Raw genomic sequence first — 12,648 nt, 5'->3', positions numbered from 1 at the left:
GCCTGCCCGCTCGCTACAGGGCTAGTGCCCCCTCCTCGCTTGCCGGATAATCGGATTCTGTTTGCTTAACCCGGCATGCCCATGACCGATATACTGCTCACCCTCGTCAGCACGGCCCTGATCAGCAACTTCGTGTTGCAGATGCCGTTGGCTATCGACCCGGTGCTGGCATCCCCCGCTCATCCACGCAGACAAGTGCATGCCTTGGGCATTGCCACCACCTTGCTGATGGTGCTGAGCGCTGTCTTGAGTTATCTGCTTGACCACTATCTGTTGCAACCACTGGCGCTGACACCCCTGCGGTTATTCGTGTTTCTTCCGGTGGCTATCCTGTTGATTCAACCACTGCTCAGCGTGCTGTCCCGCCATCTGCCCAAACTGTCATTCGATGGCCTGCGGCCGTTGCTCCTGGGTAACGCCGGGGTGTTGGCCGGGGTGTTACTAGGCACACAGGACGATAAAGGGTTGGCACACATGGCAGCCCTGAGTCTGGGCGCTGGCCTGGGTTTCTGGCTGGTGCTGAGCCTGTTCAGCGACCTGCGCCAACGCATTGCCGATAACGATATCCCGCTTCCTTTTCGAGGCCTGCCCGTAGCGCTGATCAGCGCCGGGCTGATGGCCGTGGCTTTTCTGGGTTTCAACGCAATGATCAAACCATGAGCCTGATTCAACGTATCGACGCGCTGCTGCCACAGACCCAATGTGGCAAATGCGGGCATCCTGGCTGCAAGCCTTACGCCGAAGGCATCGCCCAAGGCGAAGCCATCAACAAATGCCCTCCGGGCGGGCGGGAAACCATCGCCGGACTGGCGCAGCTGTTGAACGTCCCCATAGTGGACCTGGACACTTCCCGGGGAGACGCCCCGGCGCAGATCGCCTTTATCCGCGAGGCGGAATGCATTGGCTGCACCAAATGCATCCAGGCCTGCCCGGTGGACGCGATCGTCGGTGCGGCCAAGCTGATGCACACGGTGATTATCGACGAGTGCACGGGTTGTGACCTGTGTGTCGCGCCCTGCCCCGTTGACTGCATCGAAATGCACCCGCTGGCCAAGGTGCTGCCGATTGTGGGTGGCCTTGCGTCCAACGATCACGAGCGCCAGGCACGCAGCATCAAGCGCGACCGTGCCCGGCGGCGCTTTGAACAGCGCAACGCGCGGCTGCAACGGGAGGAAGAACAGAAGCTCGCCGAACGCCTGTCCCGCGTCAAACGCCCAGCGGTTGTTGAGGCGGTGACAGTCGACCCGGTCCAGGCCGCCATTGAGCGGGTTCGCGCGCAAAAAGCCGCTGACATGGACGTTGCTGTGAAGAAGGCCAAAATAAACCTGGCCATGAGCCGTGCCCAGCTACACAAATCCCTGCAAGCGTTCGGCCATCCACCTACCTTTGAACAGCAGTCGCAGTTGGTCATCCTGCAGCGGCAATTCGAAGCCGCTGAACAAGCACTCGCGGCGCTTGACGTAAACAGCACACCGCCGCCAGCTCCAAACAAGGATCCAGAGCTGAAACGGGCAAAAATACAACTGGCGATGCGTCGTGCCGAATTGCAAAAAGCCCAAAACCAAAACGCCGACCCGCAACAACTGGCGGCATTAAGTGCAGCACTGGCCGCAGCCGAACAAGCCTTGCATGACGCTGAAGCCGCGTCCAACCAGCCCCGCCCCGTCTTGCAACGGGTGGAAAAGCGGCCAATCGATAGTCAACTACGCCAACTGAAAACCACCCTGGCCTATGCCCGTGCCGACTTGAGCAAACTTCAACGTCAACCTGGCGCCAGCGAGACCGAGTTGGCCGATGCCCAGCGCCGTCTCGACGATGCCCTGTGCTCGGTGAATAGCCATGTCAGCGGGTGAAACCGTCGAGCGCCAGCAGCAGGCGATGAAACGTGTGCTGCTGGCGACAGTGCCAGGCTTATTGGCCATGTTCTGGCTGTACGGCTGGGGTGTGTTGATCAACCTGCTGTTGGCCGGCACTTGCGCACTGGTGCTGGAAGCAGGTGTGCAGCGGTTGCGCCAACGCTCTGCCAACGACCTCAGCGGCTTGGTCAGCGCGACGCTGCTGGCGCTGGCGCTGCCACCTTATTGCCCCTGGTGGTTGTGTGTGGCGGCAGTGGCCAGCGCATTGCTGTTGGGCAAACACCTGTATGGCGGCAACCAGAACCCGTTCAACCCGGCCATGCTCGGTTATGCATTGATGCTGGTGGCCTTCCCACAACCCATGACTCACTGGCCCGCATCCCACGGCATGGACCTGCTGGCGGGCCTGCAACAGGTTTTCGGCCTGCACGGTAACGCTCCGGACGCCTGGGTGCAGGCCACTGCCCTGGATACGTTGCGTATCAATAAGAGCCTGACGATCGACGAACTGTTTGCCGGGAATCCAAGTTTCGGTTACGTCGCAGGCAGAGGCAGTGAATGGGTCAACCTAGCGTTTCTCGCCGGAGGCCTGTTTCTGTTGCAGCAACGGGTGTTCAGTTGGCATGCACCGGTGGGCATGCTCGGCAGTTTGTTCATCATCAGCTGGTTGTGCTGGAACGGCTCGGGGTCGGACTCCCATGGCTCGCCACTGTTCCATCTGCTCACCGGCGCCAGCATGCTCGGGGCATTTTTTATTGTTACTGAACCAGTGTCCGGCCCTAAAAGCCCACGGGCGCGTCTGATGTTTGGCGCTGGGGCGGGCTTGCTGACTTACCTGATCCGTACGTGGGGCGGTTACCCCGACGGGGTAGCGTTTGCAGTATTGCTGATGAACCTGGCGGTGCCTGCACTGGAACGCCTGGCGGCGCCAAAACAGCCTGCGGTGACCTCATGAAAGGCACCCGAAGCCTGCTGATGGTGTTGCTGATCGCCGCCGCCGGGATTGGCCTGACCATCGCCGTCCAACAACTGACCGCCAGCCGCGTCACCCAGGAACGACAAGACCAACAGCGCCGTGCCCTGCTGGACATCCTTCCCGGTGGCAGTTACGACAACCATCCACTGGAACATCCGCTGGTGATAAACCCGCAGGTATTGGCAAACAGTCAATTGCTGGGCGGTTATCTCGCGACCCTGTCGAGCCAGCCCAATGCAGTTCTGCTGCGCTCGCAGGTCAGTGGCTACAGCGGCCCCATCGAGTTGCTGATTGCCATTTCCATCCATGGAAAATTGCTGGGGGTAAAAACCCTGAAGCAGTCAGAAACCCCGAGCCTGGGTGGGCACATCGCCGAGGACAATAACCCTTGGCTGGCAGCCTTCAAGGCTCGGTCCCGCAACGATCCAGCGGATTCAGGCTGGGCATTGAAAAAGGACCACGGGCAATTCGATCAAATGGCGGGCGCTACCATTACCTCCAGGGCGGTAATCAACGCGGTGCATGACGCCTTGCGCTATTTTGATGAGCACCGGCAGTCGATGTTGGAGCAACCTGCCCATGACTAAATCGCCTGGTCTCACTGGCTCATTGATGCTTGCACCACTGATTGGCGTCAGTGACACGCTGCCCAAGGCACTGAGCTTCTGGGCGCTTTCGGTGTTAATCGTGACGCTGTATGGCGTGGGTATGGGCTGCGTGCGAAACCTTCTGGGTGAGCGTATGCGGCTGATCGCCAGCCTGCTCCTCGCCGCCACGCTGGTCAGTTGCGTACAACTGATCTTGCAGGCCTTTGCACTGCCTCTGTATCAACAACTGGGTATTTACCTCGCACTGATCAGTGTCCAATGCGTGCTGCTGGAATATTCAGGCGGATTCGACGCAGGCCAGGGCAAAACGCGATTGCAACTGTTCGGCCTGTTTGGCCTACTGCTGATTACGCTTGGCTCAGTGCGCGGATTGCTCGGTAGCGGCACCATCGCCGCACTCGCGCCAGGCGGGTTTATCCTGCTTGGGTTACTGCTCGCCGGCCGACAAGCCTGGGTGCACTTTTCAAAACCACACTGACTGTCTGCAAGGAACCGCTCGCCCCATGAATGCCGCAAAACGCCTGGAAATTTTCCGTCGGCTTCACGAAGACAATCCGGAACCGAAAACCGAACTGGCCTACTCCTCGTCGTTCGAGTTGCTGATCGCCGTGATTCTCTCGGCCCAGTCAACAGACGTCGGCGTCAACAAAGCTACCGCCAAGCTGTATCCGGTCGCCAACACGCCAGCGGCCATTCACGCCCTCGGGGTTGAAGGGTTGTCCGAGTACATCAAGACCATTGGCTTGTACAACAGCAAGGCAAAAAACGTCATTGAGACCTGTCGGTTGCTGGTGGAGCGTCATGCTGGCGAGGTTCCGCAAACACGAGAAGAGCTCGAAGCGCTTCCAGGTGTCGGTCGAAAAACCGCCAACGTTGTACTCAATACCGCGTTCCGTCAGTTGACCATGGCCGTGGACACGCACATTTTCCGGGTCAGCAACCGAACCGGCATTGCTCGCGGGAAAAATGTGGTGGAGGTTGAAAAACAACTGATGAAGTTTGTGCCCAAGCCCTATCTGCTTGATTCACATCATTGGCTGATCCTTCACGGACGCTATGTCTGCCAGGCCCGCAAGCCCCGCTGCGGCAGTTGCCGTATCGAAGACCTGTGTGAATACAAGGACAAGACTTGCGACGATTGAGCAACCATTGCTTTTTTTGATCAGTCGATTGAAAAAATCTTTTTTACCCGCAACACGATAATCGTTATAAGGAGCGCCAACGGCAGTCTTAGCCTGGAGTTAACCTTATGAGCACTGGCAAAGAACAATTGGATGTAGAAGACGAGCTTGTTGGCGCTGAGTCCGATGATGATGCCGCGGAGGCACCTGCAGAGGTGGCCAAGACCAATTTGAGCAAACGCCGCACCATCGACAATCTTCTGGAAGAGCGACGCTTGCAAAAACAGTTGGCCGATTACGATTTCGATCTCTAATCAAACCGACACTGGTAGTGATCAGAAGCCTCCCTTACGGAGGCTTTTCTGTGTATACGTCCTGAACGGGCGGCCTTCCCTATACCAAGCCGTTGCGTTGAGCCAGTTCGATCAGGTCTACCAGGGAACGCGCATTGAGCTTGAGCAGCAGGCGCGTCTTGTAGGTGCTCACGGTTTTGTTGCTCAGGAACATGCCATCGGCGATCTCCTTGTTGGTCTTCCCTCGGGCCAGCTGTTGCAGCACCATCATCTCTCGACCTGAAAGACGCTCGACCATATCGGCTTCACTGGCGTTCCCCAAGGTGGAGCGCACCGAGTTCAGTGCCTGGTTAGGGAAGTAGCTGTAGCCGCAAAGCACCGCTTTTATAGCGCTCAACAGCTCCGTCAGGTCCTGCTGCTTGCACACATAGCCAGCAGCCCCTGCCTGCATGCACCGCATGGAAAAATGACCGGGAGCCTGGGACGTCAGCACCAGCACCTTGAAGGGGTGTGCCTGTTTGGTAGACGACAGTCGACATATAACTTCCAGACCGTCGAGTTTGGGTATTCCAATATCCAGTATGACAATATCCGGCATATGCTCCCGTGCAAGTTGCAACGCATCGACACCGTTATCAGTCTCGGCAACGACCTCATAACCATGACGCTCCATTAGCATACGCACAGCAAGACGAATGACGGGATGATCATCCACGATCAGCACTTTATTCATGGGCAAGTCCAATTTCGCTGTTCGAATTATTTAGAGCAAGCACAATAGCCTAGTCGTTTCCTCCTTGGCATAGCACTCCCCCCCAAGCAACAGTAAGCAGAGACACCCCCCACAAAGAGATAGGATTTGACCTACAAAAAGACGCCACAACAGATGTATCGAGTTTTGTTTGAACTTTCAGAAGTTTCCGAGGATGAACATATCTTGAGTGAAAAGTCCTCAGAGCAATGGCCAAAGGTAAACGTCCCGCACACCGACTTCAGGAAATGCCCCTTGTTTACCAGCAACACTCCGACGCACACGCAACAAACTCACACGCTAAAAAGTTCCAACCAGCATATTTCATTACATAGTAATTTTCTGACAGAACATTCAACAAACACTACCTTGGCGGCTACTAATTGAGTGAATTTTCCGTAATAAAATTCCCCACACTCTGAATGAAAACTACATCATGAGATGTCGTAATGACTAAGATCACCCTCTTGGGCTGACCGACATATCATTCCGCGACAAACTAAACGAATATTAAACTTATCGAGCGACACAACGCCGCCATATGTTTAAAGCATAAACAGAGCTCAAAAAAAATGCCCCTTAAGCAAGGGGCATTTTTTCATCGCAGCTTAAATCACTCAGAACAACTTGCGACCTTTGTTGGCCGCAATACGCATACGCAATGCGTTGAGTTTGATGAAACCGGCAGCATCCGCTTGATTGTAGGCGCCGCCATCTTCTTCAAAGGTGGCGATATTGGCATCGAACAGCGACTCATCGGACTTGCGCCCGGTGACAATCACGTTGCCTTTATAGAGCTTCAAGCGCACCACGCCGTTCACGTGAACCTGGGACGCATCGATCATCTGTTGCAGCATCAGGCGCTCAGGGCTCCACCAGTAGCCGGTGTAGATCAGGCTGGCGTACTTGGGCATCAACTCGTCTTTGAGGTGAGCCACTTCACGGTCCAGGGTGATGGACTCAATGGCACGGTGAGCGCGCAGCATGATGGTGCCACCCGGGGTTTCGTAGCAGCCACGGGACTTCATGCCCACGTAGCGGTTCTCGACGATGTCCAGACGGCCGATACCGTGCTCGCCACCGATACGGTTCAAGGTCGCCAATACGGTGGCCGGGGTCATTTCGACGCCGTCCAGCGCTACGATGTCGCCATTGCGGTAGGTCAGTTCCAGGTACTGGGCCTTGTCAGGAGCGTTCTCCGGGGAGACGGTCCATTTCCACATGTCTTCTTCGTGCTCGGTCCAAGTGTCTTCCAGCACGCCGCCTTCATAGGAGATGTGCAGCAGGTTGGCGTCCATCGAGTACGGGGACTTCTTCTTGCCGTGGCGCTCGATCGGGATATTGTGCTTTTCAGCGTAGTCCATCAGCTTTTCACGGGACAGCAAGTCCCACTCACGCCAAGGAGCAATCACTTTCACGCCCGGCTTCAAGGCGTACGCGCCCAGTTCAAAGCGGACCTGATCGTTGCCTTTGCCGGTGGCGCCATGGGAAATGGCGTCAGCGCCGGTTTCGTTGGCGATTTCGATCAAGCGCTTGGCGATCAGCGGACGTGCGATGGAGGTACCCAGCAGGTACTCGCCTTCGTAGACAGTGTTGGCGCGAAACATCGGGAAAACGAAATCGCGGACGAACTCTTCGCGCAGGTCGTCAATGTAGATCTCTTTCACGCCCATGGCTTGCGCCTTGGCACGTGCAGGTTCGACCTCTTCGCCCTGACCCAGGTCAGCGGTGAAGGTCACCACTTCACAGTTATAAGTATCCTGCAGCCACTTGAGGATCACCGAAGTGTCCAGGCCGCCGGAATACGCGAGAACGACCTTGTTTACGTCGGCCATGCCATCACTCCACGGGGTTGTACGGAAAGGCGTCGATTCTACCGACCAAAACCGTGAAATTACAGAGGCGCGACAGCAAATGAAGATAAAGCGACAGATTATGTCGAGTGGGCGACGAATTGCCGCACCTTACGACGTGGTTGCGGCATTGCCCGGAGCAGTGGCCTGGGGTGCCGGTTTCTCAGGGGTTGCCACCCGTTCCAGATGAATATTGACCCGCCGGTTCTTGGCCCGGTTAGCTGGATTGGTATTAGGCACCAGTGGGTAGCGTTCGCCATGAAAACGTAAGGTAATCTGGGATTCCGGAATGCCATTAGCCTTCAGATAGTCCATCACTGCCAGGCCGCGACGACGAGACAAGTCGCGGTTGGTCAGCCGATTACCGCTGTTGTCCGAGTGACCGTCCAACTCGATATGGTTGACTGTCGGGTCGGCTTTGATGAATTCCAGCATGACCGACAGCTTCTTCTTGGCTGCGGCATCCAGTTCGATTCCGCCGCCAGGAAAGCCTACTTCCGCTTGTTTGACCTGCTCGAAATTCATCGGCAGAAGCTTCGCGGTACACAGTTGATAGTCGCTGTAGGCCTTGTTGAACTTCACCGGCAGCAGGCGTATCTCGGAGTAACCGCCGTCACGGGCGTAGTGGCGCACCGTTGGGCTACGCCCCTCGAGCAGGCCGGTGAACAAACGCCCGGCCTGGGCCTGGGAACTGTTGAACAGCACATCGCCACTGCCAACGCGCACCGCCCCCAGATTGATGTCACCACGCCCCGGCTGCCACGGCGCGGCCGCGGCCAACAGCGTCGCAGAACCGGCGCCCAGCGAGCCGCTGTAGGCTTTCAGGCGAAATGTCGCCAGCTCACCGGCACGGCGCACGAACTCGCCCGAACCAAAATCGGTGATCGGTTGACTCAAACGGCACTCGAACTTATCACCCTCCACCTTCCACTCAATATTCTCCAGTCGTGTCTGGAACGTGAGGGCCATCGCGGGCAGGCTGGCGAACACACTGAGCAGGGCTAGATAATGCTGGCGCACGGGAGGCTCCACTGGTTTCTACAACACATCAAGGCGTCATACGTCGTTAAGGCATACCCAGGGATATCGGTCGCCTCCCGCAAAACTTGATAGCGAGTGCCTGCAAGAGTCTTTTCCGGTAGCATTCCCACCAGATTGACCCGCCTGGAATCCCCAATGTCCGACCGCCTGACCCTGCTGCGTCCCGACGACTGGCATATTCATCTTCGCGATGGTGCTGCGTTACCCCAAACCGTGGCCGATGTAGCGCGCACGTTTGGCCGCGCCATCATCATGCCTAACCTGGTACCTCCGGTGCGTAATGCCGTGGAAGCCGACGCCTATCGCCAGCGCATTCTTGCTGCACGACCGGCCGGCAGCCGCTTCGAACCGTTGATGGTGCTTTACCTGACCGACCGTACCCAGCCCGAAGAAATTCGTGAGGCCAAGGCCAGCGGTTTCGTCCACGCCGCGAAACTGTACCCTGCTGGCGCAACCACCAACTCCGACTCTGGCGTGACCAGCATCGACAAGATCCTGCCGGCTATAGAAGCCATGGCAGAAGTCGGCATGCCGTTGCTGATCCACGGCGAAGTCACCCGTGGCGATGTCGACGTATTTGATCGCGAGAAAATCTTCATCGACGAACACATGCGTCGCGTCGTGGAGCTGTTCCCGACCCTCAAGGTGGTGTTCGAACACATCACCACCGCTGATGCCGTGCAGTTCGTCACTGAGGCTTCGGCCAATGTCGGCGCGACCATCACCGCTCATCACCTACTGTACAACCGCAACCACATGCTGGTGGGCGGGATTCGGCCGCACTTCTATTGCTTGCCGATCCTCAAGCGCAATACCCACCAGGTAGCACTGCTGGATGCCGCCACCAGCGGCAGCGAGAAGTTCTTCCTTGGCACCGACTCGGCGCCCCACGCCCAGCACGCCAAGGAAGCGGCCTGTGGTTGTGCCGGCTGCTACACCGCCTATGCGGCGATCGAGCTGTACGCCGAAGCGTTCGAACAACGCAATGCCCTGGACAAGCTTGAAGGCTTCGCCAGCCTCAATGGCCCGCGTTTCTACGGCCTGCCGGCGAATACCGACCGCATTACCCTGGTCCGTGAAGACTGGACCGCCCCTGCCAGCCTGCCATTTGGCGAGCTGACCGTCATCCCGCTGCGCGCCGGTGAAACACTGCGCTGGCGCCTGCTGGAGGAACACCCGTGAGTGAAGACCATTTCGACGACGAACACGAAGGTCATGGCGGTGGCGGTTCACGCCACCCGATGGCTGAACGCTTTCGTGGCTACCTGCCGGTGGTCATCGACGTAGAAACCGGCGGCTTCAACTGCGCCACCGATGCCCTGCTGGAAATTGCTGCCACGACCATCGGCATGGATGAACAGGGTTTTGTGTTCCCGGAGCACACCCACTTCTTCCGCGTCGAACCGTTCGAAGGTGCCAACATCGAAGCTGCCGCCCTGGAATTCACCGGGATCAAGCTCGATCACCCGCTGCGCATGGCTGTCAGTGAAGAAGCCGCGATGACCGACATCTTCCGTGGCGTGCGTAAGGCCTTGAAGGCCAATGGCTGTAAACGCGCGATCCTGGTAGGGCATAACAGCAGTTTCGACCTGGGCTTCCTCAACGCTGCTGTGGCGCGCCTGGACATGAAGCGTAACCCGTTTCACCCGTTCTCCAGCTTCGACACCGCCACCCTGGCCGGTTTGGCCTATGGTCAGACCGTGCTGGCGAAAGCCTGCCAGGCCGCCGGTATCGACTTCGATGGTCGTGAAGCCCACTCGGCCCGCTACGACACCGAGAAAACCGCCGAGCTGTTCTGCGGCATCGTCAACCGCTGGAAACAGATGGGTGGCTGGGAAGACTTCAACGACTGAAGTTGAATCTCGCGCATAAAAAAACCGGCCCTCACAGGCCGGTTTTTTTATGCCGCTAACGTGGCTTACAGCTTGCCAGCGTTCTCGGTCAGGTAAGCCGCCACGCCTTCTGGCGAAGCGTTCATGCCCTTGTCGCCTTTTTTCCAGTTGGCAGGGCAAACTTCGCCGTGCTCTTCGTGGAATTGCAGCGCGTCAACCAGACGGATCAGCTCTTCCATGTTACGGCCCAGCGGCAGGTCGTTGATGATCTGCGAGCGGACAACGCCCTTGTCATCGATCAGGAACGCGCCACGGAAAGCCACGCCGCCTTCGGACTCAACGTCGTAGGCCTTGGCGATGTCGTGCTTCATGTCGGCAGCCATGGTGTATTTGACTTTGCCGATGCCGCCATCGTTGATGGCAGTGTTGCGCCAGGCGTTGTGGGTGAAATGGGAGTCGATGGAAACGGCAACCACTTCAACGTTACGCGCCTTGAAGTCTTCCATGCGGTGATCCAGAGCGATCAGCTCCGATGGGCAGACGAAGGTGAAGTCCAGCGGGTAGAAGAACACCAGGCCGTATTTGCCTTTGATGGCTTCAGACAGTTTGAAGCTGTCTACGATTTCGCCATTGCCGAGGACGGCTGGCACGTCGAAATCTGGGGCTTGTTTGCCGACGAGTACGCTCATTGGATATCTCCTGGTGTAGTAGCTGAAGTAAAAGGACCGGCCTCAGTGTGCCTTGGCTAAACGACAGGCCTGTGACGCGGTCACGCTTCGTGAAGACCGACCATCATACACCGAAAAAACCGTTCGTCAGCGCGAGGCTGCGTAACCACAAAGGTCGGAGAAACTACTTTGACAATCATTCTCGTTAACATTAAGATCCATCGCACTTAAGCCTCAACCCGCGATGGTTCTCCCTTATGTATGTCTGCCTCTGCACTGGCGTCACCGACGGACAAATCCGCGAAGCAATCTACGAAGGCTGCTGCAGCTACAAAGAAGTACGTGAGACCACCGGCGTTGCCAGCCAATGCGGTAAATGCGCCTGCCTGGCCAAGCAAGTGGTGCGGGAAACCCTGACGCAGCTGCAAACTGCCCAGGCTGCGATCCCCTACTCAGCAGAATTTACACACGCGTAATTTGCGTGTTTTAAAGAACCGGACTTAATGTCCGGTTTTTTTATGCCTTGAATTCAATCAGTTAGCGCCAAGACGCGGAACACAAACATTCTTATTCCGATTAATTTTCATATATTATTCAATAACTTAGGTTTGACAGTAGTCATTGCCCGGCTCAAACTCCGCCCTATATACAGCGAATACAGGGCAGGACCCCAATCATGAAAGGCGACATTACAGTCATCCAGCAACTCAACAAAATCCTTGCCAATGAACTGGTCGCGATCAATCAGTACTTCCTGCATGCGCGCATGTATGAAGATTGGGGCCTGGAAAAGCTGGGCAAGCATGAGTACAAAGAATCCATCCACGCCATGAAAGACGCGGACAAACTGATCAAGCGCATCCTGTTCCTTGAAGGCCTGCCGAACGTCCAGGACCTGGGCAAGTTGAACATCGGCGAGCACACTCAGGAAATGATCAACTGCGACCTGGGCTTCGAACGCAAAAGCCACACCGACCTCAAGGCCGCCATCGCGCATTGCGAAACCAAGGGCGACTTCGGCAGCCGCGAGCTGCTGGAAGATATCCTTGAGGATCAGGAAGAACATATCGACTGGCTGGAAACCCAAGTAGGCCTGATCGATAAAGTGACGATCGAGAACTATCTGCAATCGCAGATGGGTGAATAAACCTTAATTCTCGGCCACTAAAAAGCCCCGCTCTCTTATGGAGAAGCGGGGCTTTTTATGACCGCAGCCTAAAACAAATCAGGCTTCGGTCTTCGCAGCTGCTTTTGCCGCTGCATCTTTGACCAGTGCCTGCAACGAACCATCAGCCGCCATCTCGGTGATGATGTCGCTACCGCCGACCAACTCACCCGCAACCCACAACTGCGGAAAGGTGGGCCAGTTGGCGTACTTCGGCAGGTTGGCGCGGATTTCCGGGTTCTGCAGGATATCCACGTAGGCGAATTTCTCGCCACATTGCATGATTGCCTGGGAAGCCTTTGCAGAGAAGCCACACTGAGGGGCGTTAGGCGCACCCTTCATGTAAAGCAGAATGGTGTTGTTGGCAATCTGCTCTTTAATCGTTTCGATGATATCCATGGAACACCTCGGCTGGAACTTTCCGACTCATGGGTCGGCACGGTGGCGCATTGTAACGCAAAGCCCAGCATGACGCTCGGACTCC

Annotated in this window: 16 protein-coding genes; 11 read left to right on the top strand and 5 right to left on the bottom strand. The window is 56.9% G+C overall.

Features of this window, described 5'->3' with window-relative positions:
- The first annotated feature begins 81 nt into the window (after nt 1–81).
- From GNF76_RS00690 to GNF76_RS00660, 7 genes are all read left to right on the top strand, one after another.
- Nucleotides 82–660, top strand: coding sequence for an Rnf-Nqr domain containing protein (locus GNF76_RS00690; RefSeq protein ID WP_155581268.1), 579 nt, complete (start codon nt 82–84; stop codon nt 658–660).
- The gene (gene rsxB / locus GNF76_RS00685; RefSeq protein ID WP_155581267.1) at nt 657–1,853 is read left to right on the top strand and encodes an electron transport complex subunit RsxB; all 1,197 of its coding nucleotides are present in this window, start codon (nt 657–659) and stop codon (nt 1,851–1,853) included. Before GNF76_RS00690 ends, rsxB begins: the two co-directional genes overlap by 4 nt.
- Nucleotides 1,840–2,811, top strand: coding sequence for an RnfABCDGE type electron transport complex subunit D (locus GNF76_RS00680; RefSeq protein ID WP_155581266.1), 972 nt, complete (start codon nt 1,840–1,842; stop codon nt 2,809–2,811). The genes rsxB and GNF76_RS00680 overlap by 14 nt, the downstream gene beginning before the upstream one ends.
- Nucleotides 2,808–3,419 carry an RnfABCDGE type electron transport complex subunit G gene (locus GNF76_RS00675; protein WP_155581265.1) on the top strand — a complete coding sequence of 204 codons (612 nt, stop codon included), beginning with the start codon at nt 2,808–2,810 and terminating at the stop codon, nt 3,417–3,419. Before GNF76_RS00680 ends, GNF76_RS00675 begins: the two co-directional genes overlap by 4 nt.
- Nucleotides 3,412–3,918 (top strand): Rnf-Nqr domain containing protein, encoded by a 507-nt coding sequence (locus GNF76_RS00670; RefSeq protein ID WP_155581264.1) that lies wholly within the window; start codon nt 3,412–3,414, stop codon nt 3,916–3,918. Before GNF76_RS00675 ends, GNF76_RS00670 begins: the two co-directional genes overlap by 8 nt.
- 25 nt (nt 3,919–3,943) lie before the next feature.
- The gene (gene nth / locus GNF76_RS00665; RefSeq protein WP_155581263.1) at nt 3,944–4,582 is read left to right on the top strand and encodes an endonuclease III; all 639 of its coding nucleotides are present in this window, start codon (nt 3,944–3,946) and stop codon (nt 4,580–4,582) included.
- A 107-nt stretch (nt 4,583–4,689) separates the two neighbouring features.
- Nucleotides 4,690–4,875 (top strand): PA3496 family putative envelope integrity protein, encoded by a 186-nt coding sequence (locus GNF76_RS00660; protein ID WP_155581262.1) that lies wholly within the window; start codon nt 4,690–4,692, stop codon nt 4,873–4,875.
- 79 nt (nt 4,876–4,954) lie between these two features.
- Here GNF76_RS00660 and GNF76_RS00655 read toward each other — a convergent pair whose 3' ends face one another.
- From GNF76_RS00655 to GNF76_RS00645, 3 genes are all read right to left on the bottom strand, one after another.
- Complete coding sequence (locus GNF76_RS00655; RefSeq protein WP_155581261.1) at nt 4,955–5,587, bottom strand: response regulator transcription factor; 633 nt, start codon at nt 5,585–5,587, stop codon at nt 4,955–4,957.
- A gap of 635 nt (nt 5,588–6,222) precedes the next feature.
- Complete coding sequence (locus tag GNF76_RS00650; protein WP_155581260.1) at nt 6,223–7,440, bottom strand: argininosuccinate synthase; 1,218 nt, start codon at nt 7,438–7,440, stop codon at nt 6,223–6,225.
- A 129-nt stretch (nt 7,441–7,569) separates the two neighbouring features.
- Nucleotides 7,570–8,478, bottom strand: a complete 909-nt coding sequence (locus tag GNF76_RS00645; protein ID WP_178123116.1) for a flagellar protein MotY — start codon at nt 8,476–8,478, stop codon at nt 7,570–7,572.
- A 156-nt stretch (nt 8,479–8,634) separates the two neighbouring features.
- Here GNF76_RS00645 and pyrC point away from each other — a divergent pair, with 156 nt between their 5' ends.
- Together pyrC and rnt are read left to right on the top strand one after the other, a co-directional pair.
- Nucleotides 8,635–9,681 (top strand): dihydroorotase, encoded by a 1,047-nt coding sequence (gene pyrC / locus GNF76_RS00640; RefSeq protein ID WP_155581259.1) that lies wholly within the window; start codon nt 8,635–8,637, stop codon nt 9,679–9,681.
- Nucleotides 9,678–10,352 carry a ribonuclease T gene (gene rnt / locus GNF76_RS00635; protein WP_169356134.1) on the top strand — a complete coding sequence of 225 codons (675 nt, stop codon included), beginning with the start codon at nt 9,678–9,680 and terminating at the stop codon, nt 10,350–10,352. The genes pyrC and rnt overlap by 4 nt, the downstream gene beginning before the upstream one ends.
- Before the next feature lie 65 nt (nt 10,353–10,417).
- On the opposite strand, the gene GNF76_RS00630 is transcribed toward rnt, so the two are convergent.
- Nucleotides 10,418–11,020 carry a peroxiredoxin gene (locus tag GNF76_RS00630; RefSeq protein WP_155581257.1) on the bottom strand — a complete coding sequence of 201 codons (603 nt, stop codon included), beginning with the start codon at nt 11,018–11,020 and terminating at the stop codon, nt 10,418–10,420.
- Between the two features lie 236 nt (nt 11,021–11,256).
- On the opposite strand from GNF76_RS00630, the gene GNF76_RS00625 reads away from it, so the two are divergent.
- Both GNF76_RS00625 and bfr read left to right on the top strand, forming a co-directional pair.
- Nucleotides 11,257–11,475, top strand: a complete 219-nt coding sequence (locus GNF76_RS00625; protein ID WP_003208706.1) for a bacterioferritin-associated ferredoxin — start codon at nt 11,257–11,259, stop codon at nt 11,473–11,475.
- Nucleotides 11,476–11,675: 200 nt separating this feature from the next.
- A complete protein-coding gene (bfr, locus tag GNF76_RS00620) occupies nt 11,676–12,146 on the top strand; it encodes a bacterioferritin (RefSeq protein ID WP_155581256.1) in 471 nt (156 codons plus the stop codon).
- 78 nt (nt 12,147–12,224) lie between these two features.
- Here bfr and grxD read toward each other — a convergent pair whose 3' ends face one another.
- A complete protein-coding gene (grxD, locus tag GNF76_RS00615) occupies nt 12,225–12,563 on the bottom strand; it encodes a Grx4 family monothiol glutaredoxin (RefSeq protein WP_155581255.1) in 339 nt (112 codons plus the stop codon).
- Between the last annotated feature and the right edge of the window lie 85 nt (nt 12,564–12,648).

The sequence above is a fragment of the Pseudomonas spelaei genome (genome assembly GCF_009724245.1).
GTDB lineage: Bacteria > Pseudomonadota > Gammaproteobacteria > Pseudomonadales > Pseudomonadaceae > Aquipseudomonas > Aquipseudomonas spelaei.
The sequence above is the reverse complement of the archived record's forward strand: the minus strand, read 5'-3'. Positions and strand labels throughout refer to the sequence as shown.

Excerpts from the sequence above, each read along its gene's own strand:
- GNF76_RS00630 (WP_155581257.1), bottom strand. The coding sequence starts at position 11,020 with ATGAGCGTACTCGTCGGCAAACAAGCCCCAGATTTCGACGTGCCAGCC.
- rsxB (WP_155581267.1), top strand. The coding sequence starts at position 657 with ATGAGCCTGATTCAACGTATCGACGCGCTGCTGCCACAGACCCAATGT.
- GNF76_RS00625 (WP_003208706.1), top strand. The coding sequence starts at position 11,257 with ATGTATGTCTGCCTCTGCACTGGCGTCACCGACGGACAAATCCGCGAA.
- nth (WP_155581263.1), top strand. The coding sequence starts at position 3,944 with ATGAATGCCGCAAAACGCCTGGAAATTTTCCGTCGGCTTCACGAAGAC.
- pyrC (WP_155581259.1), top strand. The coding sequence starts at position 8,635 with ATGTCCGACCGCCTGACCCTGCTGCGTCCCGACGACTGGCATATTCAT.
- GNF76_RS00655 (WP_155581261.1), bottom strand. The coding sequence starts at position 5,587 with ATGAATAAAGTGCTGATCGTGGATGATCATCCCGTCATTCGTCTTGCT.
- GNF76_RS00690 (WP_155581268.1), top strand. The coding sequence starts at position 82 with ATGACCGATATACTGCTCACCCTCGTCAGCACGGCCCTGATCAGCAAC.
- GNF76_RS00660 (WP_155581262.1), top strand. The coding sequence starts at position 4,690 with ATGAGCACTGGCAAAGAACAATTGGATGTAGAAGACGAGCTTGTTGGC.
- bfr (WP_155581256.1), top strand. The coding sequence starts at position 11,676 with ATGAAAGGCGACATTACAGTCATCCAGCAACTCAACAAAATCCTTGCC.
- GNF76_RS00675 (WP_155581265.1), top strand. The coding sequence starts at position 2,808 with ATGAAAGGCACCCGAAGCCTGCTGATGGTGTTGCTGATCGCCGCCGCC.
- grxD (WP_155581255.1), bottom strand. The coding sequence starts at position 12,563 with ATGGATATCATCGAAACGATTAAAGAGCAGATTGCCAACAACACCATT.
- GNF76_RS00680 (WP_155581266.1), top strand. The coding sequence starts at position 1,840 with ATGTCAGCGGGTGAAACCGTCGAGCGCCAGCAGCAGGCGATGAAACGT.
- GNF76_RS00670 (WP_155581264.1), top strand. The coding sequence starts at position 3,412 with ATGACTAAATCGCCTGGTCTCACTGGCTCATTGATGCTTGCACCACTG.
- GNF76_RS00650 (WP_155581260.1), bottom strand. The coding sequence starts at position 7,440 with ATGGCCGACGTAAACAAGGTCGTTCTCGCGTATTCCGGCGGCCTGGAC.